The sequence below is a fragment of the Escherichia sp. MOD1-EC6021 genome (genome assembly GCF_002965245.1).
Taxonomy (GTDB): Bacteria; Pseudomonadota; Gammaproteobacteria; order Enterobacterales; family Enterobacteriaceae; genus Escherichia; species Escherichia coli_F.
This window is the reverse complement of sequence record NZ_PTRU01000009.1, coordinates 20,648-43,034: the sequence shown is the minus strand read 5'-3', so window position 1 is coordinate 43,034 and position 22,387 is coordinate 20,648. Positions and strand designations below refer to the sequence as shown.

Here is a 22,387-nt window from a genome sequence, read left to right as displayed (position 1 = left end):
CTTTTTTACGCTAATCTTACCCGGTGATTTATCGCCAGAGCGGTGGTAGCAAGGCAGCGCGCTTGCAGCGACCAGATATGCAGAGGGATGGGTGATTTATTCAGTTGCCAAACCCGCTGGAGTATTGAGATAATTTTCAGTCTGACTCTCGCAATATCTTATGAGGTTTCAGTTCATGTCCTGCGGCGCTCTCTGAGCGAAGCGGGTTTATCATTAACGAATAGTCTTAGTAGTACCGAAAAAATGGCAGAGAAACGCAATATCTTTCTGGTTGGGCCTATGGGTGCCGGAAAAAGCACTATTGGGCGCCAGTTAGCTCAACAACTCAATATGGAATTTTACGATTCCGATCAAGAGATTGAGAAACGAACCGGAGCTGATGTGGGCTGGGTTTTCGATTTAGAAGGCGAAGAAGGCTTCCGCGATCGCGAAGAAAAGGTCATCAATGAGTTGACCGAGAAACAGGGTATTGTGCTGGCTACTGGCGGCGGCTCTGTGAAATCCCGCGAAACGCGTAACCGTCTTTCCGCTCGTGGCGTTGTCGTTTATCTTGAAACGACCATCGAAAAGCAACTTGCACGCACGCAGCGTGATAAAAAACGCCCGTTGCTGCACGTTGAAACACCGCCGCGTGAAGTTCTGGAAGCGTTGGCCAATGAACGCAATCCGCTGTATGAAGAGATTGCCGACGTGACCATTCGTACTGATGATCAAAGCGCTAAAGTGGTCGCAAACCAGATTATTCACATGCTGGAAAGCAACTAATTCTGGCTTTATATACACTCGTCTGCGGGTACAGTAATTAAGGTGGATGTCGCGTTATGGAGAGGATTGTCGTTACTCTCGGGGAACGTAGTTACCCAATTACCATCGCATCTGGTTTGTTTAATGAACCAGCTTCATTCTTACCGCTGAAATCGGGCGAGCAGGTTATGTTGGTCACCAACGAAACCCTGGCTCCTCTGTATCTCGATAAGGTCCGCGGCGTACTTGAACAGGCGGGTGTTAACGTCGATAGCGTTATCCTCCCTGACGGCGAGCAGTATAAAAGCCTGGCTGTACTCGATACCGTCTTTACGGCATTGTTACAAAAGCCTCATGGTCGCGATACTACGCTGGTGGCGCTTGGCGGCGGCGTAGTGGGCGATCTGACCGGCTTCGCGGCGGCGAGTTATCAGCGTGGTGTACGTTTCATTCAAGTCCCGACGACGTTACTGTCGCAGGTCGATTCCTCCGTTGGCGGCAAAACCGCGGTCAACCATCCCCTCGGTAAAAACATGATTGGCGCGTTCTACCAGCCTGCTTCAGTGGTGGTGGATCTCGACTGTCTGAAAACGCTTCCCCCGCGTGAGTTAGCGTCGGGGCTGGCAGAAGTCATCAAATACGGCATTATTCTTGACGGTGCGTTTTTCAACTGGCTGGAAGAGAATCTGGATGCGTTGTTGCGTCTGGACGGTCCGGCAATGGCGTACTGTATTCGCCGTTGTTGTGAACTGAAGGCAGAAGTTGTCGCTGCCGACGAGCGCGAAACCGGGTTACGTGCTTTACTGAATCTGGGACACACCTTTGGTCATGCCATTGAAGCTGAAATGGGGTATGGCAATTGGTTACATGGTGAAGCGGTTGCTGCGGGTATGGTGATGGCGGCGCGGACGTCGGAACGTCTCGGGCAGTTCAGTTCTGCCGAAACGCAGCGTATTATAACCCTGCTCACGCGGGCTGGGTTACCGGTCAATGGGCCGCGCGAAATGTCCGCGCAGGCGTATTTACCGCATATGCTGCGTGACAAGAAAGTCCTTGCGGGAGAGATGCGCTTAATTCTTCCGTTGGCAATTGGTAAGAGTGAAGTTCGCAGCGGCGTTTCGCACGAGCTTGTTCTTAACGCCATTGCCGATTGTCAATCAGCGTAACAACAAGAAAGGTCAGGCCGCTTATCAAGCGGTCTATTAGCTTCAGGTTAATTGCAACGTGGTAAGCATTAACCTTTTAGTGGGGTGTTAAATGGATGAATTCAAACCAGAAGACGAGCTGAAACCCGATCCCAGCGATCGTCGTACTGGTCGTTCTCGTCAATCTTCTGAGCGTACTGAACGTGGCGAACCGCAGATCAATTTTGATGATATTGAACTTGATGACACTGACGATCGCCGTCCGACTCGTGCGCAAAAAGAGCGCAATGAGGAACCGGAAATCGAAGAAGAAATTGACGAATCCGAAGATGAAACCGTGGATGAAGAGCGCGTAGAGCGTCGTCCGCGTAAGCGCAAAAAAGCAGCCAGTAAACCCGCTTCTCGTCAGTATATGATGATGGGCGTCGGCATTCTGGTTCTCCTGCTGTTGATCATCGGTATCGGTTCTGCGCTAAAAGCCCCCTCGACCTCTTCCAGCGATCAAACCGCGTCTGGCGAGAAGAGTATTGATCTTGCTGGCAATGCGACCGATCAGGCGAATGGCGTGCAGCCAGCGCCGGGAACCACGTCTGCGGAAAATACTCAGCAGGATGTTTCTCTGCCGCCGATCTCTTCTACGCCGACTCAAGGGCAAACCCCGGCGGCAACGGATGGTCAACAACGTGTTGAAGTGCAGGGTGACCTGAACAATGCGCTGACCCAGCCACAAAATCAGCAACAGTTGAATAATGTGGCGGTCAATTCCACGTTGCCGACTGAACCCGCGACGGTCGCGCCTGTTCGCAATGGCAATGCATCGCGTGACACGGCGAAAACGCAAACCGCTGAACGTCCGGCCACTACGCGTCCAGCTCGCCAGCAGGCGGTGATTGAACCGAAAAAACCGCAAGCAACCGTGAAAACGGAACCGAAGCCGGTAGCACAGACGCCGAAGCGTACTGAACCAGCTGCTCCTGTGGCGAGCACGAAGGCACCGGCTGCGACCTCTACGCCAGCACCAAAAGAGACCGCAACTACGGCTCCAGTACAGACGGCATCCCCGGCGCAAACCACGGCAACACCAGCCGCTGGAGGGAAGACCGCAGGTAATGTTGGTTCGTTGAAATCGGCACCGTCCAGCCATTACACTCTGCAGCTGAGCAGTTCCTCTAACTACGACAACCTGAACGGTTGGGCGAAGAAAGAGAATCTGAAAAACTACGTTGTCTATGAAACGACGCGTAATGGTCAGCCGTGGTATGTCCTGGTTTCTGGCGTGTACGCTTCGAAAGAAGAGGCGAAAAAAGCGGTATCTACATTGCCAGCAGATGTCCAGGCCAAAAACCCGTGGGCGAAACCGCTGCGTCAGGTACAGGCCGATCTGAAGTAATCAAGGTTATCTCCCGCAATGGTTTATCATCGCGGGAGTTGCCTGAAGCGCTGGATGCTGTCGGAGCTTTCTCCACAGCCGGAGAAGGTGTAATTAGTTAGTCAGCATGAAGAAAAATCGCGCTTTTTTGAAGTGGGCAGGGGGCAAGTATCCCCTGCTTGATGATATTAAACGGCATTTGCCCAAGGGCGAATGTCTGGTTGAGCCTTTTGTAGGTGCCGGGTCGGTGTTTCTCAACACCGACTTTTCTCGTTATATCCTTGCCGATATCAATAGCGACCTGATCAGTCTCTATAACATTGTGAAGATGCGTACTGATGAGTACGTACAGGCCGCACGCGAGCTGTTTGTTCCCGAAACAAATTGCGCCGAGGTTTACTATCAGTTCCGCGAAGAGTTCAACAAAAGCCAGGATCCGTTCCGTCGGGCGGTACTGTTTTTATATTTGAACCGCTACGGTTACAACGGCCTGTGTCGTTACAATCTGCGCGGTGAGTTTAACGTGCCGTTTGGCCGCTACAAAAAACCCTATTTCCCGGAAGCAGAGTTGTATCACTTCGCTGAAAAAGCGCAGAATGCCTTTTTCTATTGTGAGTCTTACGCCGATAGCATGGCGCGCGCAGATGATGCATCCGTCGTCTATTGCGATCCGCCTTATGCGCCGCTGTCTGCGACCGCCAACTTTACGGCGTATCACACAAACAGTTTTACGCTTGAACAACAAGCGCATCTGGCGGAGATCGCCGAAGGTCTGGTTGAGCGCCATATTCCAGTGCTGATCTCCAATCACGATACGATGTTAACGCGTGAGTGGTATCAGCGCGCAAAATTGCATGTCGTCAAAGTTCGACGCAGTATAAGCAGCAACGGCGGCACACGTAAAAAGGTGGACGAACTGCTGGCTTTGTACAAACCAGGAGTCGTTTCACCCGCGAAAAAATAATTCTCAAGGAGAAGCGGATGAAACAGTATTTGATTGCCCCCTCAATTCTGTCGGCTGATTTTGCCCGCCTGGGTGAAGATACCGCAAAAGCCCTGGCAGCTGGCGCTGATGTCGTGCATTTTGACGTCATGGATAACCACTATGTTCCCAATCTGACGATTGGGCCGATGGTGCTGAAATCTCTGCGTAATTATGGCATTACTGCCCCTATTGATGTGCATCTGATGGTGAAACCGGTCGATCGCATTGTGCCAGATTTCGCTGCCGCTGGTGCCAGCATCATAACTTTTCATCCAGAAGCCTCCGAGCATGTTGACCGCACGCTGCAACTGATTAAAGAAAATGGCTGTAAAGCGGGGCTGGTATTTAACCCGGCGACACCGCTGAGCTATCTGGATTACGTGATGGATAAGCTGGATGTGATCCTACTGATGTCCGTCAACCCTGGTTTCGGCGGTCAGTCTTTCATTCCTCAAACACTGGATAAACTGCGCGAAGTACGTCGTCGTATCGACGAGTCTGGCTTCGACATTCGACTGGAAGTGGACGGCGGCGTGAAGGTGAACAACATTGGCGAAATCGCTGCGGCAGGTGCCGATATGTTCGTCGCTGGTTCGGCCATTTTCGATCAGCCAGACTACAAAAAGGTCATTGATGAAATGCGCAGTGAACTGGCAAAGGTAAGTCATGAATAAGTTTGAAGATATTCGCGGCGTCGCTTTTGATCTCGATGGTACGCTGGTCGACAGTGCTCCTGGTCTGGCTGCTGCGGTAGATATGGCGCTGTATGCGCTGGAGTTGCCCGTCGCAGGTGAAGAGCGTGTTATTACCTGGATTGGTAATGGCGCAGATGTTCTGATGGAGCGTGCATTGACCTGGGCGCGTCAGGAACGTGCGACTCTGCGTAAAACAATGGGTAAACCGCCCGTTGATGACGACATTCCGGCAGAAGAACAGGTACGTATTCTGCGTAAACTGTTTGATCGCTACTATGGCGAGGTTGCCGAAGAGGGGACGTTTTTGTTCCCGCACGTTGCCGATACGCTGGGCGCATTGCAGGCAAAAGGCCTGCCGCTAGGTCTGGTCACCAACAAACCGACGCCGTTCGTCGCGCCACTGCTCGAAGCCTTAGATATCGCAAAATACTTTAGCGTGGTCATTGGCGGCGATGATGTGCAAAACAAAAAACCGCATCCGGACCCACTGTTACTGGTGGCTGAGCGGATGGGCATTGCCCCACAACAGATGCTGTTTGTTGGCGACTCACGCAATGATATTCAGGCAGCAAAAGCGGCAGGTTGCCCTTCTGTTGGTTTAACCTATGGATATAACTACGGCGAGGCTATCGATCTTAGCCAGCCTGATGTAATTTATCAGTCTATCAATGACCTTCTGCCCGCACTAGGGCTTCCGCATAGCGAAAATCAGGAATCGAAAAATGACTAAGCCCATCGTTTTTAGTGGCGCACAGCCCTCAGGTGAATTGACCATTGGTAACTACATGGGTGCGCTGCGTCAGTGGGTAAACATGCAGGATGACTACCATTGCATTTACTGTATCGTTGACCAACACGCGATCACCGTGCGCCAGGATGCACAGAAGCTGCGTAAAGCGACGCTGGATACGCTGGCCTTGTATCTGGCTTGTGGTATCGATCCTGAGAAAAGCACCATTTTTGTTCAGTCCCACGTGCCGGAACATGCGCAGTTAGGCTGGGCACTGAACTGCTATACCTACTTCGGCGAACTGAGCCGTATGACCCAGTTTAAAGATAAATCTGCGCGTTATGCCGAGAACATCAACGCGGGTCTGTTTGACTATCCGGTGCTGATGGCGGCGGATATCCTACTGTATCAAACCAACCTGGTGCCGGTGGGTGAAGACCAGAAACAGCACCTGGAACTGAGCCGCGATATCGCCCAGCGTTTCAACGCGCTGTATGGCGATATTTTTAAAGTACCGGAGCCGTTTATTCCGAAATCTGGCGCGCGCGTAATGTCTCTGCTGGAGCCGACCAAGAAGATGTCCAAGTCTGACGATAACCGCAATAACGTTATCGGCCTGCTGGAAGATCCGAAATCGGTAGTTAAGAAAATCAAACGCGCGGTCACTGACTCCGACGAGCCGCCGGTAGTTCGTTACGACGTGCAGAATAAAGCGGGCGTTTCCAACCTGCTGGATATCCTTTCTGCGGTAACTGGCCAGAGCATCCCGGAACTGGAAAAACAGTTCGAAGGCAAGATGTATGGTCATCTGAAAGGCGAAGTGGCTGATGCCGTTTCTGGTATGCTGACTGAATTGCAGGAACGTTATCACCGTTTCCGCAACGACGAAGCCTTCCTGCAACAGGTGATGAAAGACGGCGCAGAAAAAGCCAGCGCACACGCTTCCCGTACGCTAAAAGCGGTGTACGAAGCGATTGGATTTGTGGCGAAGCCGTAATATCAAAACGCTCGGACAGTCCCCTCGCCCCTTTGGGGAGAGGGTTAGGGTGAGGGGAGCAGGCAAGCGCCAGTGCGAATTACCCTCTGCTCGCATTGTCGAATAAATCAATTCGTCATCACTCTGAAACCGGGGAAACCCGGTTTTTTATCCTCCTATTTGCAATAATCCGAAAAAATGTGAAGCGCCTCGCCGTTTCCACATCTCGCTGTTGCGCCTTATCTTCGAATTCCTGAATATATAAATATTCAATTTAATGAAAATTTACTATGCGTCGAACGTTTATCAAAAAAGAAGGCGTCGTCATCACGACACTGGCCCGTTATTTGTTGGGTGAAAAATGCGGTAATCGACTGAAAACCATAGATGAACTGGCAACTGAATGCCATTCATCCGTTGGCCTGACGCAGGCCGCGTTGAAAACGCTGGAATCAAGCGGTGCGATACGAATTGAACGCCGCGGGCGCAATGGCAGTTATCTGGTGGAAATGGATAACAAAGCACTGCTGAGTCATGTGGATATCAACAACGTTGTGTGTGCCATGCCTTTGCCCTATACCCGCTTGTACGAAGGTTTAGCAAGCGGGCTGAAAGCCCAGTTTGATGGCATTCCTTTTTACTATGCGCATATGCGCGGCGCGGATATTCGCGTGGAGTGTCTGCTTAATGGCGTGTATGACATGGCGGTGGTTTCCCGACTGGCGGCGGAAAGTTATCTCACACAAAAAGGCTTATGCCTCGCGCTGGAGTTGGGGCCGCATACCTACGTTGGTGAGCATCAGTTGATTTGCCGTAAAGGGGAGTCTGCAAAGGTGAAACGCGTGGGGCTGGATAACCGTTCGGCGGATCAGAAAATTATGACCGATGTCTTTTTTGGCAGTAGCGATGTAGAACGTGTCGATCTCTCATATCACGAGAGTTTACAACGCATTGTTAAAGGCGATGTCGATGCGGTGATCTGGAACGTGGTAGCGGAGAGCGAACTGGCCATGCTGGGATTAGAAGCGATGCCACTGACGAACGATCCGCGATTTTTACAGGCTACTGAAGCCGTGATACTAACGCGTGCCGATGATTACCCAATGCAACAACTACTACGTACGGTTGTAGATAAACACGTCCTGCTTGCTCATCAACAGCGAGTAGTCAGTGGGGAACAGGAACCCAGTTATTAAACGAAAGGCATCTGAAATGGAAACCAGACTCAACCTGCTTTGTGAGGCAGGCGTTATTGATAAGGACATCTGCAAAGGCATGATGCAGGTCGTCAACGTACTGGAAACAGAGTGTCATCTACCGGTACGCAGCGAGCAAGGAATGATGGCGATGACACATATGGCGAGCGCACTGATGCGCAGTCGCCGTGGTGAAGAAATAGAGCCGCTGGATAACGAATTGCTGGCAGAGCTGGCGCAATCCAGCCACTGGTCAGCCATTTTACAATTGCATCAGGTGTTGTTGAAGGAATTCGCACTGGAAGTTAACCCGTGTGAAGAAGGCTATTTGCTGGCCAACCTTTATGGATTATGGATGGCTGCTAACGAAGAGGTTTGAGGCTCCCGACAAATCCATGTCGCACAACCTAAATATTCAAAAAAATGAATATTTAATTCAAGGAACAGAAACGAGGCAACAAGATGTTTGTAGAAGCATTGAAACGCCAGAACCCGGCACTGATTTCCTCCGCACTAAGATTGTGGCAACAGGGCAAGATCGCCCCGGACAGTTGGGTAATCGACGTGGATCAGATACTGGAAAACGGTAAGCGGCTGATTGAGACGGCGCGGCTTTACGGTATTGAACTGTATCTGATGACCAAACAGTTCGGTCGTAATCCGTGGCTGGCAGAAAAACTGCTGGCGCTGGGCTACAGCGGCATTGTGGCGGTGGATTACAAAGAGGCACGAATCATGCGCCGCGCCGGTTTGCCGGTGGCGCATCAGGGGCATCTGGTACAAATCCCTTGTCATCAGGTTTCTGAAGCTGTTGAACAGGGCACCGACGTCATCACCGTGTTTACCCTCGATAAAGCGCGGGAAGTTTCTGCGGCAGCGGTGACGGCCGGGCGGGTCCAGCCTGTGCTGCTCAAAGTTTATAGCGACGATGATTTTCTTTATCCGGGGCAGGAGAGCGGTTTTGCACAGCATTCGCTGCATGAGGTGGTTGCTGAAATCCAGAAACTACCGGGGTTACATTTAGCCGGATTAACCCATTTCCCTTGCCTGCTATGGGATGAGGCTGCCGGGAAAGTTTTGCCAACACCGAACCTCCAGACGCTGGTCAATGCTCGTAACCAACTTCTGACGTCTGGAGTTGTACTTGAGCAATTAAACGCGCCTTCAGCGACCAGCTGCACTTCGCTGCCATTACTGGCGGAATACGGTGTGACTCATGCCGAACCCGGCCATGCACTGACGGGGACGATTCCGGCAAACCAGCAGGGCGACCAGCCTGAACGTATCGCCATGCTTTGGTTAAGTGAAATTTCCCATCACTTCCGTGGCGACAGTTATTGCTATGGCGGTGGCTATTACCGTCGTGGTCACGCGCAACATGCGCTGGTGTTTACGCCAGAAAATCAAAAGATTACTGAAACCAATATCAAAACTGTGGATGACAGCAGTATCGACTACACCCTGCCGCTGGCAGGCGAGTATCCGGTGAGCAGTGCAGTGGTGCTCTGTTTTCGCACGCAGATTTTTGTCACCCGTAGCGATGTGGTGCTGGTGTCCGGTATTCACCGTGGCGAACCGGAAATCGTTGGTCGTTATGACAGTCTTGGAAGCTCTCTGGAGGCGTAATGGCGCGATTTGTGGTGTTAGTGATTGATAGCTTTGGCGTAGGGGCAATGAAAGATGTCACGTTGGTGCGTCCGCAGGATGCCGGGGCGAATACCTGTGGTCACATCCTGAGCCAGTTGCCGCATTTGCAGCTACCAACGCTGGAGAACATGGGGCTAATCAACGCATTAGGTTATGCGCCAGGCGATATGCAGCCGTCAGACTCCGCAACCTGGGGCGTGGCAGAGTTGCAACATGAAGGTGGCGACACCTTTATGGGGCATCAGGAAATTTTAGGCACGCGCCCGTTACCGCCGCTGCGGATGCCCTTTCGCGATGTGATTGACCGTGTTGAGCAGGCATTAGTCACCGCTGGCTGGTGGGTTGAGCGCCGTGGCGAAGAGTTGCAATTTCTGTGGGTCAATCAGGCGGTTGCCATTGGCGATAACCTCGAGGCGGATTTAGGCCAGGTCTATAACATCACCGCCAATCTCTCTGCGATCTCTTTTGACGACGCAATCAAAATTGGTCGTATCGTGCGTGAGCAGGTCCAGGTCGGTCGGGTCATTACATTTGGCGGCCTGTTAACCGACAGCCAGCGCATTCTCGATGCGGCTGAAAGTAAAGAAGGGCGCTTTATTGGCATAAATGCGCCGCGTTCTGGCGCTTATGACAATGGCTTCCAGGTCGTACATATGGGCTACGGCGTCGATGAAAAAGTGCAGGTGCCGCACCAACTGCATCAAGTGGGCGTACCGACGGTGCTGGTGGGTAAGGTGGCAGATATCGTCAGCAATCCTTATGGCGTGAGCTGGCAAAATCTGGTGGATAGCCAGCAGATTATGGATATCACCCTCGACGAATTTAACACGCATCCGACGGCGTTTATTTGCACCAATATCCAGGAAACCGACCTCGCTGGTCACGCAGAAGACGTCGCACGTTATGCCGAACGTTTGCAGGTCGTTGACCGTAACCTTGCCCGGCTTGTTGAGGCGATGCAGCCAGATGATTACCTGGTCGTGATGGCGGATCACGGTAACGACCCGACTATTGGTCATAGCCACCATACCCGCGAAGTGGTGCCGGTGCTGGTTTATCAGCAAGGGCTGGCTGCCACGCAGCTCGGTGTGCGCCCCACGCTTTCTGATGTGGGGGCTACCGTGTGTGAATTTTTCCGTGCGCCACCGCCACAAAATGGTCGCTCTTTTCTTTCCTTCCTCCGGTTTGCAGGAGACACCCTATGAGTTTTGATCCAACGGGCTACACCCTGGCCCATGAGCATCTGCATATTGATCTCTCCGGCTTTAAAAACAACGTGGACTGCCGCCTTGATCAGTATGCGTTCATTTGCCAGGAGATGAACGACCTGATGGCCCAGGGCGTGCGTAATGTGATTGAGATGACCAACCGTTATATGGGGCGCAATGCGCAATTTATGCTCGATGTAATGCGCGAAACCGGGATCAACGTGGTGGCCTGCACCGGTTATTACCAGGACGCGTTTTTCCCGCAACATGTGGCGACCCGCAGCGTGCAGGAACTGGCGCAGGAGATGGTCGATGAAATTGAACAGGGTATCGATGGCACGGAGCTGAAAGCCGGGATCATCGCGGAGATCGGCTCCAGCGAAGGAAAGATTACGCCGCTGGAAGAGAAGGTATTTATTGCCGCCGCGCTGGCACATAACCAGACCGGACGCCCGATCTCCACGCATACGTCGTTCAGCACGATGGGGCTGGAGCAATTGGCTCTGCTGCAAGCCCACGGAGTTGATCTTTCGCGCGTCACCGTTGGTCACTGCGATCTGAAAGACAACCTCGACAACATTTTGAAGATGATCGATCTCGGCGCGTATGTGCAGTTCGACACCATCGGCAAGAACAGTTACTACCCGGACGAAAAGCGCATTGCGATGCTCCACGCGCTACGTGACCGTGGTTTGCTGAACCGCGTCATGCTGTCGATGGATATTACGCGCCGCTCCCATTTAAAAGCCAACGGTGGTTATGGCTATGACTATTTATTAACCACCTTTATTCCGCAATTGCGCCAGTCAGGATTCAGTCAGGCCGATGTGGATGTGATGTTACGTGAAACTCCCTCTCAATTTTTCCAATAAGGACAGACTCATGAAAAAGATTGGTGTTGCAGGCTTACAGCGTGAGCAGATTAAAAAAACCATTGAAGCGACGGCTCCTGGCTGTTTTGAAGTTTTCATTCATAACGACATGGAAGCGGCGATGAAGGTGAAATCCGGGCAACTGGATTACTACATCGGCGCGTGTAATACCGGTGCGGGCGCAGCATTGTCGATTGCCATCGCGGTGATTGGCTATAACAAAAGTTGCACCATTGCCAAGCCGGGCATTAAAGCGAAAGACGAGCATATCGCCAAAATGATCGCCGAAGGGAAAGTGGCGTTTGGGCTTTCCGTTGAGCATGTCGAACATGCGATTCCGATGCTGATTAACCATCTGAAATAAAAGGCACGACTATGGATCTGTATATTCAGATTATCGTGGTGGCGTGCCTGACGGGTATGACATCGCTTCTGGCGCATCGCTCGGCGGCTGTTTTTCATGACGGTATCCGCCCGATCCTGCCGCAACTGATTGAAGGCTATATGAACCGTCGCGAGGCGGGGAGTATCGCTTTTGGTCTGAGCATTGGTTTTGTGGCCTCGGTGGGGATCTCTTTTACCCTGAAAACCGGGTTGCTCAACGCATGGTTACTCTTTCTTCCTACCGATATCCTCGGTGTCCTGGCGATAAACAGCCTGATGGCGTTTGGCCTTGGTGCACTCTGGGGCGTACTGATCCTCACCTGCCTGCTGCCGGTAAACCAGCTGCTGACCGCGCTACCGGTGGATGTATTAGGTAGTCTGGGGGAATTAAGCTCGCCAGTGGTTTCAGCTTTTGCACTGTTCCCGTTGGTGGCGATTTTCTACCAGTTTGGCTGGAAGCAAAGTCTGATCGCCGCCGTGGTAGTGTTGATGACCCGTGTGGTGGTAGTGCGCTATTTCCCGCATCTCAATCCGGAATCCATCGAAATCTTTATTGGCATGGTGATGCTGCTGGGGATCGCGATAACTCACGACCTGCGTCATCGTGATGAAAATGACATCGATGCCAGCGGTATGTCGGTGTTTGAAGAACGTACGTCGAGGATTATCAAAAATTTACCCTATATCGCCATCGTAGGGGCGCTGATTGCCGCCGTTGCCAGCATGAAGATTTTTGCTGGTAGTGAAGTGTCGATCTTCACCCTGGAGAAAGCATATTCCGCAGGTGTAACGCCGGAACAATCACAAACGCTGATCAACCAGGCGGCGCTGGCGGAATTTATGCGCGGGCTGGGCTTTGTGCCGTTGATTGCCACCACCGCGTTAGCAACAGGTGTGTATGCCGTTGCGGGCTTTACCTTTGTTTATGCGGTGGGCTATCTCTCGCCGAATCCGATGGTTGCGGCGGTATTAGGCGCAGTGGTTATTTCGGCAGAAGTCCTGTTACTTCGTTCGATCGGCAAATGGCTGGGACGCTACCCATCGGTACGTAATGCGTCGGATAACATCCGTAACGCCATGAATATGCTGATGGAAGTGGCTCTGCTGGTCGGTTCTATTTTCGCAGCAATTAAAATGGCGGGCTATACCGGATTCTCCATCGCGGTTGCCATTTACTTCCTCAACGAATCCCTGGGCCGTCCGGTACAGAAAATGGCGGCACCGGTCGTAGCCGTAATGATCACCGGCATCCTGCTGAATGTTCTTTACTGGCTTGGTCTGTTCGTTCCGGCTTAAGGAAGGCACCTATGAAGATGTTTCCTTTGCAAAGCCTGACGCTTATTGAAGCGCAGCAAAAGCAGTTTGCGTTGGTGGATACGATTTGCCGCCATTTTCCCGGCGCGGAGTTTCTTACCCGCGGGGATTTAGGCTTAACGCCGGGGCTGAATCAACCGCGCATTACTCAGCGTGTGGAGCAGGTGCTGGCTGATGCGTTTCATGCGCCAGCGGCGGCGCTGGTACAGGGCGCAGGTACTGGAGCGATTCGTGCGGCGCTGGCAGCTTTGCTCAAACCGGGGCAGCGTCTTCTGGTGCATGACGCGCCGGTTTACCCGACGACTCAGGTCATTATTGCGCAGATGGGGCTGACGCTTATCACTGCTGATTTTAATGACCTGTCGGCACTGAAGCAGGTCGTCGACGAGCAACAACCAGATGCCGCGCTGGTGCAGCATACGCGCCAACAGCCGCAGGACAGCTATGTGCTGGCAGATGTGCTGGCAACATTGCGTTCGGCTGGCGTTCCTGCGTTAACCGATGACAATTATGCGGTGATGAAGGTGGCTCGAATTGGCTGCGAATGCGGCGCGAATGTTTCGACATTCTCCTGTTTCAAGCTGTTTGGACCAGAGGGTGTTGGCGCAGTGGTAGGTGATGCCGATGTTATTAACCGGATCCGCGCCACGCTCTATTCCGGCGGCAGTCAGATCCAGGGCGCACAGGCGCTGGAAGTATTGCGTGGTCTGGTGTTTGCGCCAGTGATGCACGCGGTGCAGGCGGGGGTATCTGAACGGTTGCTGGCCTTGCTCAACGGTGGCGCGGTGGCGGAAGTTAAAAGCGCCGTTATTGCTAATGCGCAGTCGAAGGTGTTGATTGTCGAGTTTCATCAGCCGATTGCCGCCAGAGTGCTGGAAGAGGCGCAAAAGCGCGGTGCCTTGCCTTACCCGGTGGGTGCAGAGTCGAAATATGAAATCCCGCCGCTCTTTTATCGACTTTCCGGAACGTTTCGTCAGGCGAATCCGCAATTAGAACATTGTGCAATTCGCATTAACCCGAATCGCAGCGGTGATGAGACGGTATTGCGGATTTTGCGCGAGAGTATTGCCAGCGTTTAATTCTGGGAACGATGTTTTCGCAGAGGATGGAGAAAAATACGCCCTCGGAAAATTCAGAGGGCGTTAGCTCATTAAATCGGTGTTAGCCGATTTCTGTCAGAGACTTACTGTGCAGTAGGACCGCAACCGCCAATGATTTTAGAAATAGAAATTGCCGGGTGCAGCAGGTAGTCGTAAGAGCAGTTCTTATCACGGTTTTCAATATGACCAGTACATGCAGTTAACGTAGCCAGTACTGCACCTACCAGTGCAACTTTAATAAATTTGTTCATTTACATTCCCTATGTATTATATATTAATTAATATTCATTGATTATATGAATATAAGCGGACTGCTCATAAAGAACGATACAGGAATATTTAATTGGCGTCAGTGAGTGAATGACTTAATTTTGTAAGTCGCTGTAACGGTGAATATAATCCATTAGCAAATGATATTTATTAAGAGGGTATGCTTTATTTGCTGAATATATAAAAAGAGTGATAAAGAGGGCCAGAATTATCTGGCCCGGGTAAAATTAATGGTTAGAGAACCAGTTCAATTTATCGCGCAGGCCAACGACCCGACCAATAATAATTAATGAGGGACTGTTCATTTGCTGCGCCAGCTCGCCCAGCTGCGAGAGTGTACCGTCAATCACGCGTTGCGTTACCGCCGTACCGTTTTCGACAATCGCCACCGGCATTTCGCAAGGCATTCCGTGTTCAATCAGTTTTTGCTGAATGGTCGCGGCCTGATTAAGCCCCATATAGAACACCAGCGTCTGTTTTTCGGCTGCCAGGTTTTCCCAGTCCAGCTCGCCACCGGTTTTTAAGTGTCCGGTGATTAAGCGCACGCTCTGAGCATAATCGCGATGCGTGAGCGGAATACCCGAATAGGCAGAGCAACCAGAAGCTGCGGTAATACCTGGAACCACCGAGAACGGAATGCCTGCATTGCACAGTGTTTCCAGCTCTTCGCCACCACGGCCAAAAATAAACGGATCGCCGCCTTTCAGCCGCACCACGCGTTTGCCTTTTTGCGCTTCCCGCAGCAGGATCTGGTTAATCTCTTCCTGCGGTACGCAGTGGTATCCCGCGCGTTTGCCGACGAAAACGCGATCAGCATCGCGGCGTACCAGATTCATAATATCGTCTGAAACCAGACGGTCGTAGACCACCACATCTGCCTGCTGAATTTGTTGCAGACCTTTCAGCGTCAGCAGACCGGCATCGCCCGGACCTGCGCCAACCAGCACCACTTCACCGCGATGATCGAGCGGTTCATTGATTAACTGTTCGGTCGTTTCGGTAATGGCTTTCTGATCATTGTTCGCCAGCGACTGCGCCAGGCGATCATTAACGAACAGTTTTTCCCAGAAACGGCGACGTTCACCCATCGTGGCGAACTGTTGTTTGACCCGACCGCGTAACTGCCCTGCATATTTTGCCACCTGACCGAGATGCAGCGGCAGCAGTGATTCAAGTTTTTCGCGCAACAGGCGCGCCAGAACCGGAGAGGTGCCGCCAGAGGAGACCGCGACCATGAGCGGTGAGCGGTCAATAATCGACGGCATAATAAAGCTGGCGGCTTTCGGCGCATCGACCACGTTACAGAAGATGCGACGAGCTTCAGCGGCTTCGCTGACGCGCTGATTAAGCGCGTCATCATCCGTCGCCGCAATTGCCAGCCAGCAGGTGTCGAGAAGGCTTTCATCAAATGGCCCTTCGACGAGGGTTAACATGCCTGCATCTGCCCATGCGGTGAACTGTGGAATAAACGCTAATGCATTCACCATTAAGCGAGCACCTGCGTCTAACAGCAACCTTGCTTTGCGTTCCGCGACATCACCACCGCCGACAATCAAACAGTCGCGGTCGCGTAATTGGCAAAATATAGGCAAATGATCCACGTAAAAACCCCTTAATAATTAACCGGCAGCCGTTTCAGTTTGATTAAATTTGTCCGCAACCGGACGATTAGCTTTCGGCGTAGCATACCAATAACCCAATCCCATGAATACGGCACCCGATAAAGTATTACCCAGCGTCACCCACAGCAGGTTATGACCAATACCCGCCAGCGTGTAGGCTTCGCTGTGGTTGCCGAACCATGAGAGCGCGAACAGCGTCATGTTAGCGATGGAGTGCTCGTAACCGGACGCAATAAACGCCAGCAGACACCACCAGATTGCGATAAATTTCGCCGCGCCTTCAGTACGCAGTGCCATCCAGATTGCCAGACAAACCAGCCAGTTACACAATGCGCCTTTGAAGAACAGTACCATTGCCGGTGCGGTGGTTTTAGCCAGCGCGACGGAGTGAACAATACTGGTATCTACTGGCAAAAGGCTACCACCGCCCCAGCTATAAAGCATGGCAACAAAGACGGAACCGACCAGGTTACCCAGCCATGTTTGCGGCAGGATTGCCCACATTTGCCCGTGGCTAATGGTGCCCGCTTTCACCCCAAAGGTGAGGAACATGGTGTGCCCGGTGAACAGTTCAGAACCGGCGATAATCACCAGCGTTAAGGCGATACCAAAGGTCGCGCCCATCACCAGAGGACGTACGGACGGATCGAGCAAATTACCGAGCGTGAAAATCAGGATGATCCCCAGCCCCACATACGCGCCCGCCATCGCGGAGCTTACCCAGAAGCCGAGCGGGTTATTTGCCGACAGGCGTGCAATGCGCGCAGCGTTAGCCGCACACTTATTAATAGTGTCTGTAAACATTTGATTATCCTTTAAAAAATAAAAACAAAAAATAAAACAAAAAGTTTAAAAAATGTCCTGCAATATACTTAAGGTCATTACAGGACAATGCAAAAAGGGGAGGCATTGCGCCTCCCGTTAAAACAATTAACCGCGTAGCTGTACCACGCCGTCTTTCACTCGTGCCTCGTAATGCTTGACGGAAAACTGTTCATCTTCCATGCATAAACCGTCGCTTAAGCGAAAACGCTGTTTTTTCAGCGGACTGGCGACCCACAGCTCGCCCTGGTGTTCCGCAATCAGCCCGCGTGACAGCACGCTGGATTCGAAGAACGGATCGATGTTGCTGATCGCAAACACCTGGTCGCTGTGATACGGGCGGAAAATCGCTACCTGCTCGTCACCTAACAGCGCGCAGACGCCGGTTTCAGGCAGGATGTCATCAATTTTGCAGATGTCTTTCCACTGGCTCATGCGTTGTCCTCCACTAGAGTTACCGGGATACGTTCATACGGCGTTGCCGGACGGTGCTGTTCGCGCTCTGGCACCATCTGCACGTTCGGGTCACGCTTATCGCTGTTGATGAAGTGTTTGAAGCGAGTCTGCGCAGACGGTGTATTGACCGTTTCAGTCCACTCACACACTACCGCTTCACGCAGGCGCGCCATCTCTTCTTCCAGATGTGCGTTCAGCCCCAGTTTGTCGTCAATGATCACCGCTTTCAGGTAATCAATGCCGCCTTCGAGGTTTTCTAACCACGGTGCGGTACGCGTCAGTTTGTCGGCAGTACGGATGTAGAACATCATGAAGCGGTCAAGATATTTGATCAGCGTTTCGCGATCGATATCCGCTGCCAGCAGATCCGCATGACGCGGTTTCATGCCGCCGTTACCGCACACATACAGGTTCCAGCCTTTTTCAGTGGCGATAATACCCACATCTTTACCTTGCGCTTCTGAACATTCACGGGTACAGCCGGAGACACCGAACTTCATTTTGTGCGGCGTACGGATGCCTTTGTAGCGGTTTTCCAGTTCCACGCCGAGGCCGACGCTGTCGCCAACGCCGTAGCGGCACCAGGTGCTACCCACGCAGGTTTTCGCCATACGCAGTGCTTTCGCATAGGCATGACCGGTTTCGAAACCTGCTTCAATCAGCTGACGCCAGATCTCCGGCAGATCGTCTTTCTGTGCGCCAAACATCGCCAGACGCTGGGAGCCGGTGATTTTGGTGTAGAGATTAAATTCACGCGCGATACGACCCACTGCCATCAGTCCTTCTGGGGTGATTTCACCACCCGGAGAACGCGGGATCACCGAGTAGGTGCCGTCTTTCTGGATGTTAGCGAGGAAGTTGTCGTTAGAATCCTGTAGCGGAGTATGTTCCGGCTTCAGAATGTATTCGTTCCAGCAGGAGGCCAGCAGTGAACCGACGGTTGGTTTACAAACCTCACAACCGTAGCCTTTACCGTGTTTCGCCAGCAGTTCTTCGAAGGTTTTAATGCCTTCAACGCGGATCAAATGGAACAGTTCCTGACGTGAATAAGCAAAGTGTTCGCACAGGTTATTGTTAACTTCGATACCCTGTTTTGCCAGTTCCGCGTTCAGTACCTGAGTGACCAGCGGGATACAGCCACCGCAGCCAGTACCCGCTTTGGTTTCGGCTTTCAGCGCCGCAACGGTGTGGCAGCCTTTGTTGATGGCAGCAATCAGATCGCCTTTGGTGACGTCAAAGCAGGAGCAGATTTGCGCGCTGTCCGGCAGTTTATCAACACCGATAGACGGCTTGCCGCTACCTGAGTGCGCCGGCAGAATCAGAGAATCCGGGTTTTCCGGCAGCTCGATTGCGTTCAGCACCAGTTGCAGCAGGTTACCGTAGTCGCTGGTATCACCCACCAGTACTGCACCGAGCAGGGTTTTGTTGTCTTCGCTGACAATCAGGCGTTTGTAGATCTCTTTACTTTCGTCGAGGTAAACGTAGCTACGTGCGCCAGGCGTGCGACCGTGAGCATCGCCAATACCGCCTACGTCTACGCCCAGCAGTTTCAGCTTGGCGCTAAGGTCAGCACCTTCAAAGGCGTTTTCGCTACCGAGAATATGGTCAACGGCGACCTGCGCCATTTTGTAGCCAGGTGCTACCAGACCAAATACACGGTTGTTCCAGCTTGCGCATTCACCGATGGCGTAGATATCTGGATCGGAAGTCTGGCAGGAATCATTAATGACGATACCCCCACGAGGAGCAACGTCCAGACCACACTGGGTTGCCAGCTTATCGCGCGGACGGATACCGGTAGAGAAGACGATAAAGTCGACTTCCAGTTCGCTGCCGTCGGCAAAACGCATGGTTTTACGCGCTTCGACACCTTCCTGCACAATCTCAAGAGTGTTTTTGCTGGTGTGAACGCGTACACCCATGCTTTCGATTTTGCGACGCAATTGCTCGCCGCCCATCTGATCAAGCTGTTCCGCCATCAGCATAGGGGCAAATTCGATAACGTGGGTTTCAATGCCTAAGTTTTTCAGCGCGCCAGCGGCTTCCAGACCTAACAGGCCGCCGCCAACAACGGCACCGCGCTTACTGCGACGGGCGCAGGATTCAATGGCGTTGAGGTCTTCAATGGTGCGATAGACAAAGCAGTCCTGAGTATCAGAACCTTTGATTGGCGGGATCCACGGATAGGAACCGGTCGCCATGATCAGCTTGTCATAAAAAACGGTACGTCCGGCGCTGGAGTGAATCACCTTCTCCTGACGGTTGATGGTGATAGCGCGTTCGCCGACCAGAACTTTAATACCGTGTTTTTCGTAAAAGCCTTCGCGCACCAGCGACAGCTCTTCGGCGGTGTGGTGAGAGAAGTAAGACGAGAGGTGTACGCGGTCATAAGCGATGCGCGGTTCTTCACAGAAAACGGTAATATCAAAGTTGGCCGCATCAGATTTATCAAGAAGATCTTCGATAAAGCGATGGCCGACCATACCGTTACCGATAATTGCGAGTCTGACTTTGCTCATTTTTGCCTCGATTTCTTTTCTATTACCGCCTACCTTAACGATTCAGCAACCCCGCTTATTGATGTAAATCAAATTCACCTTTATATACTCCTTAAGAGGTATATTGCTGATTTGTATAAATTTTCTTAAGTCACGGAATTGTCTGATATTTCATTCGTGTGCAAAAAATAGACAAAATGAAAGGGTTTATAGAAATAGACGTACGTAGCGGGGTAAGTGAGGAAAAGGCCGGACGACGATAGCGCCGCCCGGCATGAGCAATTAATGAGAGGTCAGGGTGTTATGCTGACGGTGACGGCTGACGAAACCTAACAGGAAGCACATCACAAAGACGACAGCGTACAGACCGTTTGCCGTCAGCAGCGCCGCCTTTGGACCGCTATGTTCAACAATCGGGCCGGTAACGACAAAGGTCAGCATGGTACCGATGGTCCCGCAGGTCAGGACAAAGTTAACCAGTTTTGGTGACGGTACTTTGGTTTGCTGTGAACCCAGGGTGATGATGGTGGTATAGATCGCGCTGGAGAAGAAGCCCAGGGCGAGAATTGACCACGCCATATGTGCCGGTGTTCCGGTGTTAAAGACGTACATCAGAATCGCAGCCAGACCAGCCAGTACGGTCAGGATACGTTGCAAATCAAAGAAGCGAAGAATAAAGCTGAACGCCCACATGCCGACCATATATGACATCCAGAAGTTACTCACCAGCGTGCCAGCGTCGTTCAGGCTCATGCCCAGGCCTTTGGCATACTCCGGCACCCAGGAGATAAAACCTAACTGACCGAGGATGTAGCACAGCGCTGCAATTGAGAGAAACAGTACGCCGATGCCCCATTTTTCTTTCGCTACCGGAGCGTCCGTTTTTGGCGCATGTTTGCCCAGTGCCGGAAACTCACAGCCGAAGGTCAGAATAAAAATAGCGACGTAAACCAGCCCGATGCAGGCATAAACCCAGTACCACTCAATGCTGCGCGCCAGCAGAAACGCGGCGATCATTGGGAAAATCATCCCTGCCATACTGAAGAAGGAGTCGGTAAATAACAGGCGAGAACCGCGCTGACGCCCTTCATACATTTGTGTTATCAGGAATGTACCAATCGACATAGTGATACCGCTGACCACCCCGAGAATGAACATCGCTGCCGAGAAAAGCGCCAGGCTGTGGCTAAACATCAAACCAGCAACCGCCAGCATCATCAGGAGAAAGCCAAAACGTAACTGCGTTTTTAACGGGACGATTTCCATCAGCCAGGCATTGAGGAAGATAGAGATTAAAATGCCAGCATTGAGGAAGGTGAAGGTGTTACTCATACTGGAAACAGGCAGATTGAAATAATCGGCGATATTTCCCATCACCATCCCGGTGACAATAACCAACGCACCCGTCAGTGCGTAGGAGAGAAAGCTAATCCATGTGAGCTTGATGCGATTGCTGTTAGTCATGATTGGCCTGCGTTCAAAAATAAAATGGCATAGCGGGATATGCCGCGAGCGGGCGATTTTAGGTGATTTTGTGATCTGTTTAAATATTTTATTGCAATCGGTTGCTAAATTGCATTTTAAGAGGTGATTTTGATCACGGAATAAAAAGTGATCGTCAGGTTACATATATTTCAGATACGTAAAATTAGGTAAAGGGATGGCCTTGTTCTTGAAGGCTATTTAGAATCTCTTCACTTGCTTTTTTTCTGCTCTGTTTGTTAAGGAAATCTCATGTTCAAATCGACCCTGGCGGCGATGGCTGCTGTTTTCGCTCTTTCTGCTCTTTCTCCCGCAGCAATGGCAGCGAAAGGGGACCCGCACGTATTGTTGACAACCTCAGCTGGTAACATCGAACTGGAGCTGGATAAACAAAAAGCGCCAGTATCTGTGCAAAACTTTGTCGATTATGTGAACAGCGGTTTTTATAACAACACAACCTTTCACCGCGTCATTCCTGGCTTTATGATTCAGGGCGGCGGTTTCACCGAGCAGATGCAGCAGAAAAAACCAAACCCGCCAATCAAAAATGAAGCCGATAACGGCCTGCGCAACACGCGTGGCACCATCGCGATGGCGCGTACCGCTGACAAAGACAGCGCCACCAGCCAGTTCTTTATCAACGTTGCCGATAACGCCTTCCTTGACCATGGTCAGCGTGATTTCGGTTACGCGGTATTTGGTAAAGTGGTGAAAGGCATGGACGTTGCCGATAAGATTTCCCAGGTGCCGACTCATGATGTTGGTCCGTACCAGAATGTGCCGTCAAAACCGGTAGTTATCCTTTCCGCTAAAGTCCTGCCGTAATGATTTCTCGCGCGGGCAATCTTGCCCGCGCTTCTGCTCTCCCGGCG

The 22,387-nt window shown here is 51.8% G+C and carries 22 protein-coding genes; 16 read left to right on the top strand and 6 right to left on the bottom strand.

Going from position 1 to position 22,387, the window contains the following annotated elements; translation table 11 throughout:
* Nucleotides 1–243: 243 nt before the first annotated feature.
* The 15 genes from aroK to BEB54_RS12270 all read left to right on the top strand — a co-directional run bounded on the left by aroK (nt 244) and on the right by BEB54_RS12270 (nt 14,344).
* Nucleotides 244–765 carry a shikimate kinase AroK gene (gene aroK, locus BEB54_RS12340; RefSeq protein ID WP_000818618.1) on the top strand — a complete coding sequence of 174 codons (522 nt, stop codon included), beginning with the start codon at nt 244–246 and terminating at the stop codon, nt 763–765.
* 56 nt (nt 766–821) lie between these two features.
* On the top strand, nt 822–1,910 hold the full coding sequence (gene aroB, locus BEB54_RS12335; protein ID WP_000439850.1) for a 3-dehydroquinate synthase: 1,089 nt from the start codon (nt 822–824) through the stop codon (nt 1,908–1,910).
* Between the two features lie 91 nt (nt 1,911–2,001).
* Nucleotides 2,002–3,279: a cell division protein DamX gene (gene damX / locus BEB54_RS12330; RefSeq protein WP_000343231.1), complete on the top strand. Its 1,278-nt coding sequence runs from the start codon at nt 2,002–2,004 to the stop codon at nt 3,277–3,279.
* Nucleotides 3,280–3,385: 106 nt separating this feature from the next.
* A complete protein-coding gene (gene dam / locus BEB54_RS12325; protein ID WP_000742143.1) occupies nt 3,386–4,222 on the top strand; it encodes an adenine-specific DNA-methyltransferase in 837 nt (278 codons plus the stop codon).
* A gap of 17 nt (nt 4,223–4,239) precedes the next feature.
* Nucleotides 4,240–4,917, top strand: coding sequence for a ribulose-phosphate 3-epimerase (gene rpe / locus BEB54_RS12320; RefSeq protein WP_000816280.1), 678 nt, complete (start codon nt 4,240–4,242; stop codon nt 4,915–4,917).
* Nucleotides 4,910–5,668, top strand: coding sequence for a phosphoglycolate phosphatase (gph, locus tag BEB54_RS12315; RefSeq protein ID WP_001031720.1), 759 nt, complete (start codon nt 4,910–4,912; stop codon nt 5,666–5,668). The genes rpe and gph overlap by 8 nt, the downstream gene beginning before the upstream one ends.
* Nucleotides 5,661–6,665: a tryptophan--tRNA ligase gene (trpS, locus tag BEB54_RS12310; protein WP_000165543.1), complete on the top strand. Its 1,005-nt coding sequence runs from the start codon at nt 5,661–5,663 to the stop codon at nt 6,663–6,665. The genes gph and trpS overlap by 8 nt, the downstream gene beginning before the upstream one ends.
* A 269-nt stretch (nt 6,666–6,934) precedes the next feature.
* Complete coding sequence (yhfZ, locus tag BEB54_RS12305; RefSeq protein ID WP_039020606.1) at nt 6,935–7,840, top strand: GntR family transcriptional regulator YhfZ; 906 nt, start codon at nt 6,935–6,937, stop codon at nt 7,838–7,840.
* 16 nt (nt 7,841–7,856) lie between these two features.
* The gene (locus BEB54_RS12300) at nt 7,857–8,219 is read left to right on the top strand and encodes a hypothetical protein (protein WP_002432776.1); all 363 of its coding nucleotides are present in this window, start codon (nt 7,857–7,859) and stop codon (nt 8,217–8,219) included.
* Nucleotides 8,220–8,302: 83 nt separating this feature from the next.
* A complete protein-coding gene (locus BEB54_RS12295) occupies nt 8,303–9,466 on the top strand; it encodes a YhfX family PLP-dependent enzyme (RefSeq protein WP_039020605.1) in 1,164 nt (387 codons plus the stop codon).
* Nucleotides 9,466–10,692, top strand: a complete 1,227-nt coding sequence (locus BEB54_RS12290; RefSeq protein WP_039020604.1) for a phosphopentomutase — start codon at nt 9,466–9,468, stop codon at nt 10,690–10,692. The genes BEB54_RS12295 and BEB54_RS12290 overlap by 1 nt, the downstream gene beginning before the upstream one ends.
* Entirely contained in the window at nt 10,689–11,567 is an 879-nt protein-coding gene (locus BEB54_RS12285) for a phosphotriesterase-related protein (RefSeq protein WP_000006978.1), read from the top strand. The genes BEB54_RS12290 and BEB54_RS12285 overlap by 4 nt, the downstream gene beginning before the upstream one ends.
* A 10-nt stretch (nt 11,568–11,577) precedes the next feature.
* Nucleotides 11,578–11,931 (top strand): DUF2620 domain-containing protein, encoded by a 354-nt coding sequence (locus tag BEB54_RS12280; protein ID WP_000719728.1) that lies wholly within the window; start codon nt 11,578–11,580, stop codon nt 11,929–11,931.
* An 11-nt stretch (nt 11,932–11,942) separates the two neighbouring features.
* The gene (locus tag BEB54_RS12275) at nt 11,943–13,247 is read left to right on the top strand and encodes a YhfT family protein (RefSeq protein WP_000366882.1); all 1,305 of its coding nucleotides are present in this window, start codon (nt 11,943–11,945) and stop codon (nt 13,245–13,247) included.
* An 11-nt stretch (nt 13,248–13,258) separates the two neighbouring features.
* Nucleotides 13,259–14,344, top strand: coding sequence for an aminotransferase class I/II-fold pyridoxal phosphate-dependent enzyme (locus BEB54_RS12270; RefSeq protein WP_039020602.1), 1,086 nt, complete (start codon nt 13,259–13,261; stop codon nt 14,342–14,344).
* Between the two features lie 104 nt (nt 14,345–14,448).
* On the opposite strand, the gene BEB54_RS12265 is transcribed toward BEB54_RS12270, so the two are convergent.
* The 6 genes from BEB54_RS12265 to tsgA form a co-directional block, all read right to left on the bottom strand.
* Entirely contained in the window at nt 14,449–14,616 is a 168-nt protein-coding gene (locus BEB54_RS12265) for a YhfL family protein (RefSeq protein ID WP_001031834.1), read from the bottom strand.
* A gap of 246 nt (nt 14,617–14,862) precedes the next feature.
* Nucleotides 14,863–16,236 (bottom strand): siroheme synthase CysG, encoded by a 1,374-nt coding sequence (cysG, locus tag BEB54_RS12260; RefSeq protein ID WP_039020601.1) that lies wholly within the window; start codon nt 16,234–16,236, stop codon nt 14,863–14,865.
* An 18-nt stretch (nt 16,237–16,254) separates the two neighbouring features.
* Nucleotides 16,255–17,061 (bottom strand): nitrite transporter NirC, encoded by an 807-nt coding sequence (gene nirC / locus BEB54_RS12255; RefSeq protein ID WP_000493563.1) that lies wholly within the window; start codon nt 17,059–17,061, stop codon nt 16,255–16,257.
* A gap of 126 nt (nt 17,062–17,187) precedes the next feature.
* A complete protein-coding gene (nirD, locus tag BEB54_RS12250; RefSeq protein ID WP_000084764.1) occupies nt 17,188–17,514 on the bottom strand; it encodes a nitrite reductase small subunit NirD in 327 nt (108 codons plus the stop codon).
* A complete protein-coding gene (gene nirB, locus BEB54_RS12245; protein WP_000049213.1) occupies nt 17,511–20,054 on the bottom strand; it encodes an NADPH-nitrite reductase large subunit in 2,544 nt (847 codons plus the stop codon). The genes nirD and nirB overlap by 4 nt, the downstream gene beginning before the upstream one ends.
* Before the next feature lie 261 nt (nt 20,055–20,315).
* Nucleotides 20,316–21,497 (bottom strand): MFS transporter TsgA, encoded by a 1,182-nt coding sequence (gene tsgA, locus BEB54_RS12240; protein WP_039020600.1) that lies wholly within the window; start codon nt 21,495–21,497, stop codon nt 20,316–20,318.
* 270 nt (nt 21,498–21,767) lie between these two features.
* Here tsgA and ppiA point away from each other — a divergent pair, with 270 nt between their 5' ends.
* Nucleotides 21,768–22,340 (top strand): peptidylprolyl isomerase A, encoded by a 573-nt coding sequence (ppiA, locus tag BEB54_RS12235; protein WP_000477225.1) that lies wholly within the window; start codon nt 21,768–21,770, stop codon nt 22,338–22,340.
* Nucleotides 22,341–22,387 lie beyond the last annotated feature (47 nt).

Excerpts from the sequence above, each read along its gene's own strand:
- aroK (WP_000818618.1), top strand. The coding sequence starts at position 244 with ATGGCAGAGAAACGCAATATCTTTCTGGTTGGGCCTATGGGTGCCGGA.
- aroB (WP_000439850.1), top strand. The coding sequence starts at position 822 with ATGGAGAGGATTGTCGTTACTCTCGGGGAACGTAGTTACCCAATTACC.
- damX (WP_000343231.1), top strand. The coding sequence starts at position 2,002 with ATGGATGAATTCAAACCAGAAGACGAGCTGAAACCCGATCCCAGCGAT.
- dam (WP_000742143.1), top strand. The coding sequence starts at position 3,386 with ATGAAGAAAAATCGCGCTTTTTTGAAGTGGGCAGGGGGCAAGTATCCC.
- rpe (WP_000816280.1), top strand. The coding sequence starts at position 4,240 with ATGAAACAGTATTTGATTGCCCCCTCAATTCTGTCGGCTGATTTTGCC.
- gph (WP_001031720.1), top strand. The coding sequence starts at position 4,910 with ATGAATAAGTTTGAAGATATTCGCGGCGTCGCTTTTGATCTCGATGGT.
- trpS (WP_000165543.1), top strand. The coding sequence starts at position 5,661 with ATGACTAAGCCCATCGTTTTTAGTGGCGCACAGCCCTCAGGTGAATTG.
- yhfZ (WP_039020606.1), top strand. The coding sequence starts at position 6,935 with ATGCGTCGAACGTTTATCAAAAAAGAAGGCGTCGTCATCACGACACTG.
- BEB54_RS12300 (WP_002432776.1), top strand. The coding sequence starts at position 7,857 with ATGGAAACCAGACTCAACCTGCTTTGTGAGGCAGGCGTTATTGATAAG.
- BEB54_RS12295 (WP_039020605.1), top strand. The coding sequence starts at position 8,303 with ATGTTTGTAGAAGCATTGAAACGCCAGAACCCGGCACTGATTTCCTCC.
- BEB54_RS12290 (WP_039020604.1), top strand. The coding sequence starts at position 9,466 with ATGGCGCGATTTGTGGTGTTAGTGATTGATAGCTTTGGCGTAGGGGCA.
- BEB54_RS12285 (WP_000006978.1), top strand. The coding sequence starts at position 10,689 with ATGAGTTTTGATCCAACGGGCTACACCCTGGCCCATGAGCATCTGCAT.
- BEB54_RS12280 (WP_000719728.1), top strand. The coding sequence starts at position 11,578 with ATGAAAAAGATTGGTGTTGCAGGCTTACAGCGTGAGCAGATTAAAAAA.
- BEB54_RS12275 (WP_000366882.1), top strand. The coding sequence starts at position 11,943 with ATGGATCTGTATATTCAGATTATCGTGGTGGCGTGCCTGACGGGTATG.
- BEB54_RS12270 (WP_039020602.1), top strand. The coding sequence starts at position 13,259 with ATGAAGATGTTTCCTTTGCAAAGCCTGACGCTTATTGAAGCGCAGCAA.
- BEB54_RS12265 (WP_001031834.1), bottom strand. The coding sequence starts at position 14,616 with ATGAACAAATTTATTAAAGTTGCACTGGTAGGTGCAGTACTGGCTACG.
- nirC (WP_000493563.1), bottom strand. The coding sequence starts at position 17,061 with ATGTTTACAGACACTATTAATAAGTGTGCGGCTAACGCTGCGCGCATT.
- nirD (WP_000084764.1), bottom strand. The coding sequence starts at position 17,514 with ATGAGCCAGTGGAAAGACATCTGCAAAATTGATGACATCCTGCCTGAA.
- nirB (WP_000049213.1), bottom strand. The coding sequence starts at position 20,054 with ATGAGCAAAGTCAGACTCGCAATTATCGGTAACGGTATGGTCGGCCAT.
- tsgA (WP_039020600.1), bottom strand. The coding sequence starts at position 21,497 with ATGACTAACAGCAATCGCATCAAGCTCACATGGATTAGCTTTCTCTCC.
- ppiA (WP_000477225.1), top strand. The coding sequence starts at position 21,768 with ATGTTCAAATCGACCCTGGCGGCGATGGCTGCTGTTTTCGCTCTTTCT.